At 63.3% G+C, this 14177-nt stretch carries 13 protein-coding genes; 3 read left to right on the plus strand and 10 right to left on the minus strand.

Going from position 1 to position 14177, the window contains the following annotated elements:
• Positions 1-17: 17 nt before the first annotated feature.
• From Q0U08_RS02995 to Q0U08_RS03020, 6 genes are all read right to left on the minus strand, one after another.
• A complete protein-coding gene (locus Q0U08_RS02995) occupies positions 18-779 on the minus strand; it encodes a hypothetical protein (protein WP_298089645.1) in 762 nt (253 codons plus the stop codon).
• Between the two features lie 68 nt (positions 780-847).
• Complete coding sequence (locus Q0U08_RS03000; RefSeq protein WP_298089646.1) at positions 848-1468, minus strand: hypothetical protein; 621 nt, start codon at positions 1466-1468, stop codon at positions 848-850.
• Between the two features lie 12 nt (positions 1469-1480).
• Entirely contained in the window at positions 1481-2176 is a 696-nt protein-coding gene (locus tag Q0U08_RS03005; protein WP_298089648.1) for a PD-(D/E)XK nuclease family protein, read from the minus strand.
• Positions 2169-2969: a trypsin-like peptidase domain-containing protein gene (locus Q0U08_RS03010; protein ID WP_298089649.1), complete on the minus strand. Its 801-nt coding sequence runs from the start codon at positions 2967-2969 to the stop codon at positions 2169-2171. The genes Q0U08_RS03005 and Q0U08_RS03010 overlap by 8 nt, the downstream gene beginning before the upstream one ends.
• The gene (locus Q0U08_RS03015) at positions 2966-4096 is read right to left on the minus strand and encodes a tyrosine-type recombinase/integrase (RefSeq protein ID WP_298089660.1); all 1131 of its coding nucleotides are present in this window, start codon (positions 4094-4096) and stop codon (positions 2966-2968) included. The genes Q0U08_RS03010 and Q0U08_RS03015 overlap by 4 nt, the downstream gene beginning before the upstream one ends.
• Before the next feature lie 98 nt (positions 4097-4194).
• Positions 4195-5451: a hypothetical protein gene (locus Q0U08_RS03020; protein WP_298089650.1), complete on the minus strand. Its 1257-nt coding sequence runs from the start codon at positions 5449-5451 to the stop codon at positions 4195-4197.
• Between the two features lie 159 nt (positions 5452-5610).
• Between Q0U08_RS03020 and Q0U08_RS03025 the strand changes: the two genes are divergently transcribed.
• Entirely contained in the window at positions 5611-6552 is a 942-nt protein-coding gene (locus Q0U08_RS03025; protein WP_298089652.1) for a hypothetical protein, read from the plus strand.
• Here Q0U08_RS03025 and Q0U08_RS03030 read toward each other — a convergent pair.
• The 4 genes from Q0U08_RS03030 to Q0U08_RS03045 all read right to left on the minus strand — a co-directional run bounded on the left by Q0U08_RS03030 (position 6532) and on the right by Q0U08_RS03045 (position 10641).
• Complete coding sequence (locus Q0U08_RS03030; RefSeq protein WP_298089653.1) at positions 6532-7545, minus strand: ParB/RepB/Spo0J family partition protein; 1014 nt, start codon at positions 7543-7545, stop codon at positions 6532-6534. The genes Q0U08_RS03025 and Q0U08_RS03030 overlap by 21 nt on opposite strands.
• A gap of 79 nt (positions 7546-7624) precedes the next feature.
• Complete coding sequence (locus tag Q0U08_RS03035; RefSeq protein WP_298089654.1) at positions 7625-8827, minus strand: AAA family ATPase; 1203 nt, start codon at positions 8825-8827, stop codon at positions 7625-7627.
• 169 nt (positions 8828-8996) lie between these two features.
• A complete protein-coding gene (locus Q0U08_RS03040; RefSeq protein WP_298089655.1) occupies positions 8997-10157 on the minus strand; it encodes a replication initiation protein in 1161 nt (386 codons plus the stop codon).
• A 334-nt stretch (positions 10158-10491) separates the two neighbouring features.
• Positions 10492-10641, minus strand: coding sequence for a hypothetical protein (locus tag Q0U08_RS03045; protein ID WP_298089656.1), 150 nt, complete (start codon positions 10639-10641; stop codon positions 10492-10494).
• Positions 10642-10719: 78 nt separating this feature from the next.
• On the opposite strand from Q0U08_RS03045, the gene Q0U08_RS03050 reads away from it, so the two are divergent.
• Both Q0U08_RS03050 and Q0U08_RS03055 read left to right on the plus strand, forming a co-directional pair.
• Positions 10720-11574 (plus strand): toprim domain-containing protein, encoded by an 855-nt coding sequence (locus tag Q0U08_RS03050; protein ID WP_298089657.1) that lies wholly within the window; start codon positions 10720-10722, stop codon positions 11572-11574.
• Positions 11575-11651: 77 nt separating this feature from the next.
• Positions 11652-14105: a strawberry notch-like NTP hydrolase domain-containing protein gene (locus tag Q0U08_RS03055; protein WP_298089658.1), complete on the plus strand. Its 2454-nt coding sequence runs from the start codon at positions 11652-11654 to the stop codon at positions 14103-14105.
• Positions 14106-14177: the final 72 nt, after the last annotated feature.

A 14177-nucleotide genomic window follows, 5' to 3' on the forward strand; every position in this document is an offset into this window, starting at 1 on the left:
TTGGCAGCCTATTCAGACTATCGCGGTGGCGGTGGAAGCGGGGCGGACATCAGCGGCTCGAAGTATCGGTCACAACCCGTCAGGCTTTCGAAGTCTGGATCATCGAATGTTACGATCCGACAGATGTGATTCGCCGGAATAGCCGCAAGCGCCCGATCGTGCGGCACCCCATCATAGGGGTGGCCAGCACGCCAAGCACAGAACTGGCGAGCGAAGTGGGATTCGTAACCCAAGCTGTCTTGGAAAAATGTGAAGGGAATTGCCGCTTCGACAACCGAACTCACCCCCACCGAACGCAGGACGGGCCCGAGGTCGGGGTCCCGGTCAATCGCGGCATAGAGTGCCTCTCCACCCCAGAACCGAAGAAAATCCTCGACGCCGTCATCGTTGCACGGACGCGTGAAGAGGAACCAGATCCGTCCAGCCCGCGTCGGTGAGTGCGCTTGGTGACGAAGCCGGAATTGCGCGGCAATCTCCGACGTAAACGCGCCCGACGACACCGCCGCATCGATCCTTCTCATCAAGCTGTCGGCGCTTGGAAGATCCATTCCTTCCGCCAGAATGGACACCCGCTCATGGACCATCAGACGGCTGCAATGCCACGCCAGAACGTCGTGTGGCCGCAGCAGCTCGCCCAGTCGCTCGACCACCCGGTCATACTGAAATCCGGTGGCGAAGCGCCGCGTAGTCGCCCAATCGTCCAGAAGATCGAGATGCTCGTCAAGGAGAGTGATAACCGTTGGCGGCCAACTTTCCGGGTGATCGTAGTCAACCAGCACGGTTCGCCTTCACGTCTCAAGCAACCGCCGAGGAGGATCTGCGGGTCCAGATAGGGCACTAGGCGCGGTCATCGGCCTCGCGCCGCCTTGATCTCTTCCACCAGCCGATCCAGCGTGCTCCTCGCCGCATGGATACGATCGATCGCTAAGCCAAGCGGCTCGAGCGCAGCTTCCAGGTCTTCTTCCTCAAACCCCGCGCTCAGCGCTTCCTTGCTAACCGGGATCGTGAGAGCGACATCGCCGGTCTTGATATCACAGCGGAACCCTCGATCGACGAGCTCGTCGATCAGGGGTCCTTGCGACCTCAACAGCGCCTTCCAGTCGCGCTGGCCAAGGGCATCCGTGCTCGCCGCGAACCGGATACCAGCGCCAGCGAAGCCCGCGATCGTGCCGATCCAAGTCTCGGGCTCATGACCATCCAGGCAGGACACTGTGTCCAACACGAACGAGAGGTAGCAGTCATTCTCGTCTGATTCCGGCATGCGCCAATCCTCGGGCGCGAACCATTGCGTCTCGTCAAAATCAGCCGGTGCCTCACCCGCCCAGCCTAGCGCACGCCGCTTGTCGTCGAGCAGGGCTGCGACGGCTTTCGCAAGCATGGGCTGCATCGTGCTGTGAGCGTATCGAAGGGCGGCCTCGAGCTCATCGATGTGGGTCACGATGACAGCGCCTACGGCGGGCTCCGGCATGATCAGTTCCTCTTAAAACGCTTGGACATGCGCGCCGAACGCGGCAATCATTTGCTGTACAAAGGACCGACCGACGACCGACGCACCGGCTGCCGTGGAAGCGGCGCGTGCAACGTCAGACCAGCTTGTCGATGACACGTCCGGCACGTTGGGCGAGAACGGCGCCAGCAACACGATCCGTGCCGATCGCTTCTGCAACTCAGCCCTCCGAAACACCGACGCCTTGTATCGATCGAGCTGATCGCGGCCGAGGCCGGCATGTATCTTCACCTCGATGCCGATCAGATGGACGCTAGTCTCGATGATCAGGTCTACCCGGTCGGCAGCATCCCCCATCGGACAGACTTCAGTCTCGACACGGTACCCCGTCCCCAGCGCCTCGAACCAATCCGTCGTTGGCAGCGCGGCGCGAAGATAGTGCGCCAGGAACATACTCGACGTCTCGCCCCCGAACTCGGTCATCCAGAGCCCGGCCAGCGCGCCCGCATTACGCACCTCATCATGGCCCAAGCCCGCTAGCGACCAGGGATTGATGAGACCGCCCCGCGCCTTGGCGGTAGCGAGCGGGGCCCTCAGCGACTGGAAGGCAGATTGCAGGTCGCCGAGCGCGTAGAATTGCTTTGGGGCGCGAGGCTGACCAGTTGGCAACACGGCACGAAGAGCCAGGAAGGCGGCCTCGAGTGCATGAGCTTGAAGACCGTCAGCCATATTGAGCTCTTGCGCGGGCTTCGGCCGCCGCGACAACTTCTCGCACCAGGACTGCGGGCCATACGCGACCGAGTTGGGCGTCGGACGGGTCGTTGGTGTGAAACCGGCCCGAGTAGATGCCGATGAAGTTGACTGCGCCGTCCCCAGCTTCGATGCGGCCGTGCCCGTCCTCCAGCTCGATTTCGCCATGCGCTCTCTGGATGACCGGCGACCCCGACATGCCCGGCCGCGACGCAGTGTCCACGATCAGATATCGCTGGTGCTTGCTCGCGGTGAAGAACGGCTCACTTGCGAACGTTGCCTGTTTCCACACCGGCAGCCCGATGCCGAGGCGACCGAACGGATAGCCGAGGATGAAGATCGGCATTCCGATCCGCTGCTTGAGTGCCACGGTGCGCACGACGTTCATCGGCATTACCGAGGCTTCGCCAGGCGGCGGCAAATCCACGTCCAGAGCTGCGACGTCGACAGCGCGACCGTGTTGGGGATGCTCGACCCAAAGCGGCGCTTCGTCCGCGTCGATGGTCGGCACCCGAACGATCAGCGGCGGTCGATCCCGATCGTTCAAGGGGACGTGCACCCGCAGGTGATCCGGAATGCCGCCCTTCCTATGCGTGACCTCGTTAGTCTCGTTGTTGCGGCCGGAGACGACGTGCCAATTGGTCAGCAGGGACAGACGTCCGTCGAGCCGCAGCCACGGGAACGCCGTCGCACCTCCAAGAAGCTGTTCGCCGAAGAACGCCTCGACGTACAAGGGTACCAGCGAGCAGGTGTCGATCCCGGGCGCCGTCACTTCAATCTCTCCAGAAGGCGGCCAACAGCACCGGCCTCGGCCGCGAGGTTACGGTTGTAGGCAAGTGGCATGCGCGGGCTCTTCCACCGCAAGGCGTCCATGATCCCGGCAAGATCCTCACCGCTCGCGAACAGGTCCTGGTTCAGGCCGACCCGGGTCGAGTGCGCGCTCACTCCCTTCAGCAACCGCACGATATCGTCAGCGGTAAGATCGGCTAGCGCGCCGCTGTCGAATGCGCGTTGGATCATCGCCCGGTAGATGGGTCCGATGGAGGCGGGGTGAAGCGCGACGGAGCCGATGTCATACTCGGTGCGAGCCGGCACTGCCGGCCGCGACAGCGTCTTGCGCAGGTCCCAGGTCTCCCGTGCCGTTATGCTGTCGATGCTCCGTCCCTTCACCGCAACCCGCGCCTTGTAACGCCGAACCTGCACGCGACGGAACAGCGGCCCTTGGCCTATGCCCGCTGCCTCGGCCCAGGCAGCGATTGCGCGTACCGATCGCGGGCTGAGGAATGCTGTCGCCCCCTCCCCTTCCTGATCGCCCTTGCTCCGCGGAATCACCAGCAGCCGCGCCTCGGGATCGAGCGCCTCCTGGATATGCTCGACCTCGATCGCGACCAGTTCGGAAGCGCGCAGGCCAGTGTCGTAAGCTACCGAAAGCAGCGCACGGTCGCGCAACCCCGGCAAATCGTCTGCGCATGCCTCCAGAAGCCCCCTGATGTTGATCCCACGGGGTTTATCGCGCTCGATGTCTCGTACCGGCCCCTTGAAGCGCAGCGGGCGTGCCTGCGCCTGCGCGGTCCCCTTCTCCCGACGAATGGCGCGAAGTCGCAGCTTGACCAGCTCAGCCTGGGTCGGGTCCTTAAGGTCGAGCAGCTGGTGGATCTTGGCGATCGACGCCTTGTAGCGCGCCAGCGAAGCTGGCCGGCTGCCATTCCCGGCCCGCGCGTCGAGATAGTCGGCCACGGTTTCCGCAGCCGCTGGCACTGCGATCCGGTTGGCACGCCGGCACCACGCATCGAAGGCTTCGACATCGGATTTAAGCGCACGAATGCTGTGAGGTGACGAGGCCGCCTGATACGCCTTGATCAGCCCCTCGTTGATGACGATGCGGGCGCCGGCGCGCATTTGGACGATGGTCCAAGCGAGATCGTCCCCCGCCCCTGCCAGAGGGATACTCAGCGCCGTCGTCGTTGCGCCTATAGGCTTGGCGTCCTCAGACGGCGTCACCATGGCTTCGCCATCTCGATAATCTGCTCAAGGGTGAACGGCTCCAACCCGTAGACCGCCGCCAATCCGTTGAACGCCTCCACGGCCACGCGCCGGATATCGGCCTCGTCGATCGAGGTAAGCGACGCAGCATACTCATAAGCGAGCTCGACGGCGGCATAGCCCTCGTCATCGAACTGGAATGGGCCACGTGGCCACCAGCTATCTGTGAGGTTGGCGATACCGAGGCGGATGTGGAGCGGGAACGAACCGCCGTGCGCAAGGGCAAGCGCGCAGTTGCGCTCCAGAAAGTTCACCCACTGCTTGAAGAAATATCCGGTCGCTAGCGTGATCCGCTCGCCTTCGCGCTGGAAGAGAAAGCCCCCGCCTACACCCCAGATTTCACCGGTCTTCTCGAACCATTGCGTGAGCGCACGGGTTGGATCGACGTCCCCTTCCGGCGTACCTGGCCAGTAAACCATGACGCCGCCTTGGCTCGCACCGTAGTTGAACGAATTGGCACGCGCGAGCAGTGCAGGATGACCCATATGCTCGGCTAGGGCGCGCCTAGCTCCCGGCTTTGCGGCCCATTTCGAGGGGATGATGCGCGCGTAGCCGGGGAATTGCTGCTTCCACATGACCTTGCGGCTGCCATGGCTGCTCGTCACGATCTGCGGGACGTCTCGATCAAACCAGAGGTCAAGGTCGCCGGCAAAATGCGGCTGCCACTGCACCGCTTCGGGCGGTGGCGCTGGGATCTGTTCAAGCGACAGCTTCAGCGCAGTCGCCAGCTGCCTGGTGAGCTCCCCGCGCACGCGCCGCAATTCGCCTGTATCGGCGCCCTCGGACAGATGAAACGCGATCGGGCCGCGCCTCCCCCGCATGTCGAACGGCAGCTTGTCGAGCGTCGCGCCGGGGAATGCCGTGTTCCAGACCTGAATGACGCGAGAGTCGGTGAGCGCCCGGTTGGCGTAGCCCAACTCAAGCAGCACGTTGGGATTGGCGCAGGCCTTCCCGGTCGCTGAGACGGCGATCGGCGTTACATCTCCGACGAACACCGCCGCGGCATCGATCTTCCGTAGAATGGTCGCGACGATATCGGGGGTTCCGGCGACGCCCTGGGTGTCGGATGTCAGGCTCGGCCGATCGGCTTCTTCGACCTCAGCCGATACGAGCGCGATCGCGGCGTCGAGCGCGAAGCGGATCAGCTCGCGCGTGACCCGCCCGTCGAGATCGCTTTGCCACGACCAGAAGACCGTCTTTTCCGCGCTCAACCGCCCTGCCCCCTCAGCCCAGCTTGTAACGCACCTTATAAAGAATGGTCAATTCCGCTTGTGCGATAACTGCAATTATCAAAGGTTCACATAACGAAGGGTACGGACGAGGAAACCAACTGCTGACTTTGGTTTCTTCGCGTGGCATCGTCGTCGCCCATGACCCGCGACGACAACCCGCGCGCCGATGACGCATTGCTTTTGCTGGGGCGCCTAGACGGCCGCTTGCAGGGTAGCACATGCGCAGACATCTTTCTCGCCCGTTCGCGTCTGGAGGGCGCATCTGCCCTCGCCGGCCTCGCCGGCGTGCCAATCGCAGTGAGAGACCTGCAGGACTGGATCGCGGGCCGCGCACCCCCTCCCCGCTCGTCGGAGGGCCTCAACGATCCGATCTCGGTTGCGGCCATCTTCCACATTGCTCTCAGCCGCGATGAGGATCTCAGCGACCCGCTCGCCCGCGCGACGCTGAATGCGCTGCGTTCGGTCTTGGACGATCGCGCTGAGGCGGAAACCTATGCGACGTCGGACCTCGCCCATTTCGGTCCACTTTGGCGGAAGGTGCGGGCGGCGGCAGACGCCCCCTTCCCTACCGGCGACATCCTCGGCGTCGCGGAACGGGTCTTCGAGCTGGCCGCATCCACCGAGCCAGCGCCCACAAGCGGATGGGATGTGGTTAGCCTCGATGGCCGGACGCTCAACCTTCCACCGCGCGATCGCGATCGAAACTGGCTGATAGCGGTCGCGGTGCCACGGATGCTCTACCGCGCCGGCTTCACCACGCAGGTCATCCCTTCTTGTATCCTGCTGCCAAAGTACCTGCCCCCCTCCCCTGTCGAACTCGCTACGCTGATGGTCCGGGCGATTGGCCGAACGGCTCTGACGGGGCTTCGGGAATTGGATTCCCTCGAACGTGCGGCGGCGCGCATCCAATTGGATCTTCAGGTCACGAAGCGGAGCAAGGCTCCCCTGCTCGCTCGGCTCCAGCTCTCCTACCCAGGACTTCAGCCTGCCGCGGTCGCGCGCCTGCTGAAGGTCACACCCCAAGGTGCCCGCAAGCTCCTGGCGTCGGCCTCGTTCGGGTCACGCCCAGTGCTGATCTAGCACCGCCCGGATCGCCTCCTCCGCGTCCTGGCGAGATGCTCCGCCCTTGCTCAGCAGGGTCAAGCGGATGCCCTTCCGGTCGGCGCCCTCTATCCGGAGCACCGGCTTCCCGGTTGAACTGGAGACGGTCTCCGGCTTTCCTGACCTCTTGGGGGATCCTGACCTCTTGGGGGGGTCTGCCGCCAAGGTGAGCGCCTTGATCACATCGAGAACCGGCAACACCTCTCCGCTCGCCGCCTGCGCTTCGGAAAGTCGCGCTGCCTCCTTGTAGGCCCTCGCCTTACGGTCCTCCGGCTTCAGAAGCCCCTTAAGGGCAATCGCGTTGCGAATGCCAAGATCCTGTGGATTCACGAACGCCCGGGTCAGCTCCTCTGGCAGGCGCGCCAGATCGAGGTAGCGGGTCAGCCAGCTCTCGGAGACCTTGAGCCGCTCGGCCATGGTCTTCTGGCGGCCATCGTAATAGGTGTCGAGCGCGCGCAGATAGTCCCTAGCCCGCTCAAGGTCAGTCAGGTCATCACGAGCCCGGTTCTCGATGTCGGCGAGTCGGAAAGCTTCCTCGTCCCCGATTTCGCGCACATCGACCAGAAACTTGAAGTCAGGGTAATTGTGGGTTCTCAGCCAGCTGATCGACCAATGCCGCCGCGCTCCACAGATCACTTCGAAATCGAAGTCAGGATCGCCTGAGACTCGCCGCACGATCGCCGGCATCTCCTGGCGCCCCTGCGCCTTGATGCTCTCGATCAGATCCGCGCAGCGTTCCTCGGTAAGCAGCGCGTAGTCGCGGTTATGCCCTGCCCACATCCGGCAGCGCGCCGGATCGACAAGTTCATGCGTACGATTGACGATCGCGCCGGAAGCAAGGTCCGCAAGCCTATTTGAGCGCCCCGTCAGCACGTTTGAAGCGAGGCCCGAGCGACGCGGCGGCGGAGTTTCCTCGGACAGATCGATGCCCGCCGCCAGATCGGCCGCAAAGCCGGTGTTTTTCCTGCTCATTCGAGCCTCCCTCTAGCGAATTGCACGCGTGCAATTGTTCCTTGTTCTCGCAAAATTGCACGCGTGCAATTTCGGACTTTCACGCCAGCGCAGCCTTGCGCAACGCTGCCTGATGGCTTGGCCACATCGACCTGATATCGACTTCGATCTCCGCGTTCACGCCGTCGAGATAACCAAGGCAGCGATTGCGAACGGCCGAGCTGGTCGCAGGGCCATCAAGCTCATACACGGTCATCAGCCGGGCGGTTGCATTATCGATCTCAGCCGAATCCTTGAGTGGTGTCCGCACCATCGCATGCCCGAACAGCGTCCGCATCAGATGCAGCAGTTCCTTTTGCATCGACTTGTTCTCGTCGACCTTGGAACCGACGAACCGCAGAAACTGAAGCTCCGGCGCCAAACCACGCTCCGCCAGCTGCTCGATTGTCTCATCGAGCATCGACAGGAATGCCGCCGTTGACGAGAAATCCATGACCGTCGGCGGCACCGGAACGACCAAGGCGTTCGCCGCGCGGAGGACCGACAGCGAGATCGCGCCCAGCGCCGGCGGCGGATCCATCACGATCACGTCGAACCGATCCGAAATGCTCTCGATCCCCTCCTTCAAGCGGTCGAGGAGTCCGTCGCTTCCCCGCGCCATGCGCGCGGCCAGTTCATACTCCGAGTTGAACAGCCGGAGGTTTGCTGGGATCAGTCCCAGGCCATCGAAATGCGTCTTTCGCAGCGCGTAATCGAGCGATAACCGCTCGCCCTCCCGCAGGAACGGATAGAGCGTATCGTCCTCGCCGAGGTCGAGATCGGGAACGTAGCCGAACAGCGTCGTTGCCGAAGCCTGGCTATCGCAATCGACAAGGGCAACGCGATAGCCTCGGATCGCCAGATATTGGGCAAGGTGGACCGCTACCGTGGACTTGCCCACCCCGCCCTTGAAGTTCTGAACGGCCACGACACAGCACGGATCACTTGCCGCCCGATAGGGACGGGTCCCAAAGACGCCTCGCATGTCGTTCAGCTGAGCCAGCGTATATCGTTCGCGTCGATTGGTGTCGGTCCGTGATGGCTCGGGAAGGCGCCCGTCCTTCTCCGCATCGCGGATCGCCGCCGGCGTTCGACCCACCAGCTCGGCCGCCTTGCTGATCGTGAAGGTCGGCTCGCGCCGGTCATCAGCCCGCGCACTACGGGCTGAATCGCGCAGCTTCTCAAGCACTGACGAAGTTCGACTGGCAAGCGTCGCAACCGAGACGATCCGCTCGGCTTCCTCTATCTCGAGTCCGTTAGCCACATGCCTACCTTTCGCAATTCGGCGTGTGGTACACCGACTTGCGCTTTTCGGTCAAGAAATGGCGAACTTTCGAAAGTCACCGAGCGGTGAAGCGGCCATCGGGCTAGTTTTACCCGTCATCCTGACTCGGTGGGGGATCATCGAAATTGCACGCGTGCAATTCTTGCTCTCAGGGACGTCCCCGACGGTTGACCCAGCCCTCGCAGAACCCCTTCCAAGAGGCGACCATCTTGGCACCTCGGAGCTTCCCAAGGCGCTCACCCATATGCTCGCGGTAGGCATCCGCGATCATGTTGATGTCCCAGCCACCCCCGTGTGCACGGCCGATGGCCAGGAGTTCATCCTCGCCAAAATGAAGCGACCCTCGCGGGAACGTCTTTTCCTCCGGCTTGGCTTTGGGAAGAAACTTCGTTGGCGCCGGAATCTTCCCCTGCCCTGCCCCCGCAACGCTCACCGTCTCCACGCTACCGTCACGCCGCGCTTCGCGTCCCGATGAGTGCCGATTTAGCTCGTCCACCGTCTCGATAACCTCGGGTGCGCCCTTTGGCTCGAAGCGGAACTCCAGCTCGGTGACCGTCCGCCCCTGCCGAACCTCCCGCCACTCCACCCTGAAATGGGCCAGCTGATCGATTTCAGCCTTCGCCTTTTCCAGCACCTTCCGCCGCAACTGGGCGAAGTCCGCATAGACCTCCGGCGGAATGCCCAGCGCGGCGCGGAGCGCTTGCATGTCACCCTTCCATGTGGCCTGCCGCCGATGCAGTCGGAGTGCGCCAAGCTCATAAAGCTTTAGGGCGTAGCTCGATCTGAAGCCAAGAACGGCCTGCCGGTTGAGCACCGCATAGGTCTCGGAAGCCTGAATGAGCTTTCGCGCGTCGGGCGTGAACTCCCACTCGATCCAGCCCGCCTCGCCACCGTCCTCTTCGCTCTCCTCGCGCGACCGCGAGATGAGCGAGAAGCGCAGCGTCGCCTTTTTCCCTCGCCAAGATTTGTCGTCGACGGCGAACAGCGTGCGATGGAGCTCCTCCAACATGTCGCTGATACGCTCATTGCCCTTGTGACCCCGGCGGATGTCCGCCTTGCGCATGCGATGCGGACGATCCTCCCAGGCATCCCCGCCCGCCGTCAGGATCATCAGCGCAAGCAATCGCGAGGCTGTCAGACTAAGAGACTCGCCCTTAACGAATTTAACTTCGATGATGCTACCTGGTTTAGCGAATTGATCGCCACCTTTGGCCTTCAGCGCGGCCGCAACTCGCATCGCACGACCTGGCGATGCTTCCTCGCCGGTCAGGTGTACCGCCTCATCTATTTGGCCAGCGTCGGTTTCCATGCCATGATTACGATCAGATGTGAGTCCCGGTGCCTAGTTGCTGCCTGACCTGACCTCTTCCGTCAAGTCAGGTCAGGATCGTGCGCCGCTCGGCCTCCCCCAATCGGTCAGGATAAAATTGCATGTCTATGGGTAAAAATTCGCAGAAGGGTGCCGAGTCGCGCGGCGCTCCCCAAACGATGCCCGCCAACCGCCTTTCTGGTCGCTTTGCCGATCAAGGCGCATCAAAACTGTGCCAAAGCCCGCCCAAAATCACGGTCCCCCCAATCGGTCAGGATTGCCCCAGCAGGTCAGGTATCACCCCCCAACGGGACAGGTTGAAGCCCCCAATGGGTCAGTCAAACACCCCCGTGCGGTCAGGCAAAACGCCGTAGTCCGTTGATTTCGATGGGGTTTTCGCGCCCAGAATCTGAATCTTTTGAAACACGAATCCTTCCGCTGCGAGCAGCGGCGTTTTTAAAGATGATTCTTTGAGGAAGTTCACCCGAGTCGCATCCGTCGACAACTGGCACGACGCTGAGGAGGGGAGGGGGGTCTAGGCTGGAGAGCAGGAGGTGAACCCATGCCGCTTACAGCCAAGAGGCCCACGCAGGAACTAGTCGACATCGTCGGGGCGCTCGGTGGTACCTGGAGCGGCTATATCGCGATGTGCCGCTGCCCAGCTCACAGCGACAGCGATCCAAGCCTGTCGATCCGCCAAGGCGATCGCGGGATCCTCGTTACCTGCTTTGCCGGATGCTCGCGAGAAGACGTCCTGAGGGAACTCCGCCGGGTCCGACCAGATCGCCACTATTCGGCACCCGACCCAACCGGCCCGCAGCGCCCGGCCAATGTCGACCGGCTCTGGGAGCAGGCTGGCGATGTTCGAGGCACCTTGGCCGAACGCTATCTCGCTCGCCGCAACCTCCTTCCGCCGCCACGCGAGGTGCGCTTCCATCCGCGGTGCCCATACATGCCGAGGCCGAAGACGGTATTCGAGCCGGCCCTGCTGATCGCGGTGCGCGAGACCCGTCAACTGGTCGCCATTCAGAGGATTTTTCTCGACCCCGCGACCGCCGACTATACGCGCAAGGTAATGCTTGGCACGCCTGGGAACGGCTCGTGGCGGGGCGGGGAGGGGGGCACCATCCTTGCGATTGCCGAAGGCTTCGAAACCGCAGATGCGTTCGCTCGTCTCAACGCCATCCCCTGCTGGGCTTCTCTCGGCGCACGGCGTCTCGATCAACTAGTCATCCCGTCCGCAATCGATACGCTCCTCATCGCCCAGGACAATGACGCCGAAGGCCGACGCGCGGCCGACAAGGCGGAGAACCATTATCGACGGCCGGGTCTGATCATCCGCCGGGCACCGCCCCCGGCAAAGTTCAAGGATTGGGCGAAAGCCCTCGACGCCACCGTCCAGCCCATCGGGGCCTAGGCGCTCGGCGCCGGAAGAGGGGAGGGGGATCGAGAGCGTGATGCTGCTGAGGGTGCAGCCACGAAGGAGATCCCGAGATGACCGACCTCTTCCACGCGGCCGATCGCGCCGACCATCATGCCGCGCGTCTGCTCCTTCCGCACCTCGCAGCGGACAGCGTCATCAGCCGCCGCCTGATCAACGATATCATGGTCACCGCTTTCGGCGGGTCCGACGCCGACGGCCGCTGGACTCAGCGCACAAGCTTCGAGGTCCTCGAACATGCGCTCGCCCTACACCTCCGCTCAACCGGCCAGAGCTTGAAGTCCTTTGCTGACGTCAGCAGCCTGGTCGCACTTTCGGAGAGGCTCCCGACCCAGACGGTGCGGAGCGAGGAGCAACTCGACTGGCAGCAATTTTCAACGCCAGTCGACATCGCCGCCGTCGCGGTCCTGCTTGCGGACGTCCAGCCCGATGACGTCATCCTCGAGCCGAGCGCCGGCAACGGACTGCTTGTCGCTCAAATCGGGCAGCACAAAGCCCTCCACCTCAACGAGCTCGATCCCCTCCGCCGTGGGCGGCTGCACCGCGTCTTCCCGGAGGCTACGATCTCCGGCGAGGACGGCGCAACGATCAACTCGACCTTGGCTGCTGCCGAGCGACCCTCGCTCATCCTCATGAACCCGCCATTCTCGCGCTCCCTCGGGCGCGGCGCTGACGACTATGCGGCGGTCCGCCATCTACAGGCTGCGCTTCGCCGGCTGCAGTCGGGGGGACGTCTGATTGCGATCATGCCTGATTGGTTCGGACCCAGCGCCAGAATGCGCGACCAGTACGAAACGGTGCTGCGCAACGTCACCGTCCAGACCTCGGTGCGGCTCGAAAAGTGCTATTTGAAGCACGGGACGTCGATCGCCGTCCGACTGTTCGTGATCGACAAGGTCCCCGGCAAGGCACCGCCTTCCGTAATCCAGCGCTCCTCTGTGGCCGAGCTTCTCGATGCGCTGCGCGTTCCCGAAAGATCGAGGGCCCGTCAAGACGAGTGCGTGCCTGCGCCAAAGCGGTCGGTCGGCATCTCGCTTTTTCGCGCGGTCAAGAGCAGCCGCCCAGAACCGCGGACCTTTCACGCGCCCGTTCGCAACGATGTGCTCCCCGTCGAATATGAGAAGCTCGCGACGCCTGCACCGCTCCTCGAGCAGACCGGCGTCTATCTTCCCTACCGGCCAAGCCGCATCAGCTTCTCCACCGCCGGCGAACATCCGACCGCGCTGGTCGAATCCGTGGCGATGGGATCGATCCCGGCGCCGGTCCCCGACTATGTCCCGTCGCTACCCGAGCGCACCGTGGCCGAGCGCCTGCTTTCCGCCTCCCAGCTCGAAACGGTCGTCTATGCGGGGCATGCTTGGGCGCAGACGATCCCCGGCCGCTTCAAGCCGAACAAGGAAGGCGTCGGCTTGACCCTTGCCGAGGACGGCGACGCCTATCGAAAAGGCTTCTTCCTGGGAGATGGGACGGGTGCAGGGAAGGGCCGGCAGATAGCAGCCTGCATTCTCGACAACTGGCTGCAAGGCCGTCGCCGCAACATCTGGGTCACCAAGAACGCCCCCCTTCTCGAAGATGCGCGCCGGGACTGGACTGCGCTCGGCGGTCTCAGCGGCGACATTCAGCCCATCTCCAACTGGAAGATCGACGAGCCGATCAGGCTCGATCAGGGTGTCCTCCTTGTCACCTATCCCACGCTGCGCTCGATGCGCGGCGATCACAGCCGGCTGAAGCAGATCGTCGATTGGGCGGGAGCCGACTTCCGAGGCGTACTGGCGTTCGATGAAGCCCATGAAATGGGCGGCGTCGCGGGCGGGGAGGGCGCCCTTGGCGCCAAGGAAGGATCGCAGCAGGGTATCTGCGGCGTGCTTCTCCAGAACCAGCTTCCCGGTGCGCGCGTGCTCTATGCCTCTGCGACCGGCGCGTCCGAGGTCAACAATCTCGCATATGCGGTGCGCCTCGGCCTCTGGGGACCGGAGACCGCGTTCGCCGATCGCGAGCAATTCATCAGCGGCATCCGCAAGGGCGGCATCGCGGCGATGGAGCTAGTTGCTCGCGATCTCAAGGCGACCGGTCTCTACATGGCGCGAGCGTTGAGTTTCGCGGGCGTCGAGTACGAAATTCTCCGGCACGAACTGACCCCGGCCCAGATCGAAATCTATGACACATATGCCGACGCCTGGTCGATCATCCACCAGAACATGGAGCGAGCTCTCGAACTCACCGGCGTCGTCGACGGGCTGGAAAACGCCACGCTGAACAGCGGTGCCAAGGCGTCGGCCCGCTCGCGCTTCGAATCCACCAAGCAGCGCTTCTTCGGACAGGTGCTGCTGTCCATGAAGCTTCCGACCGTGGTCGCTGCCGTCCGCCAGCATCTCGCAAACGGCCAATCGGTCGTGCTGCAGCTAGTTACCACCGCAGAGTCGATCCTGGATCGTCGTCTCGACGCACTGAGTCCCGACGAACGAGCCGAGCTTGAGATCGATCTCTCTCCGCGCGAATACGTCTAATGTGGAGCTCCACATTACACATATTCTTTGCAGTCGCAGTTTATGTCGAGCGTGGCGGCGAGAGACGCAGGT

The organism is uncultured Sphingomonas sp. (assembly GCF_946477935.1).
Lineage (GTDB): Bacteria > Pseudomonadota > Alphaproteobacteria > Sphingomonadales > Sphingomonadaceae > Sphingomonas.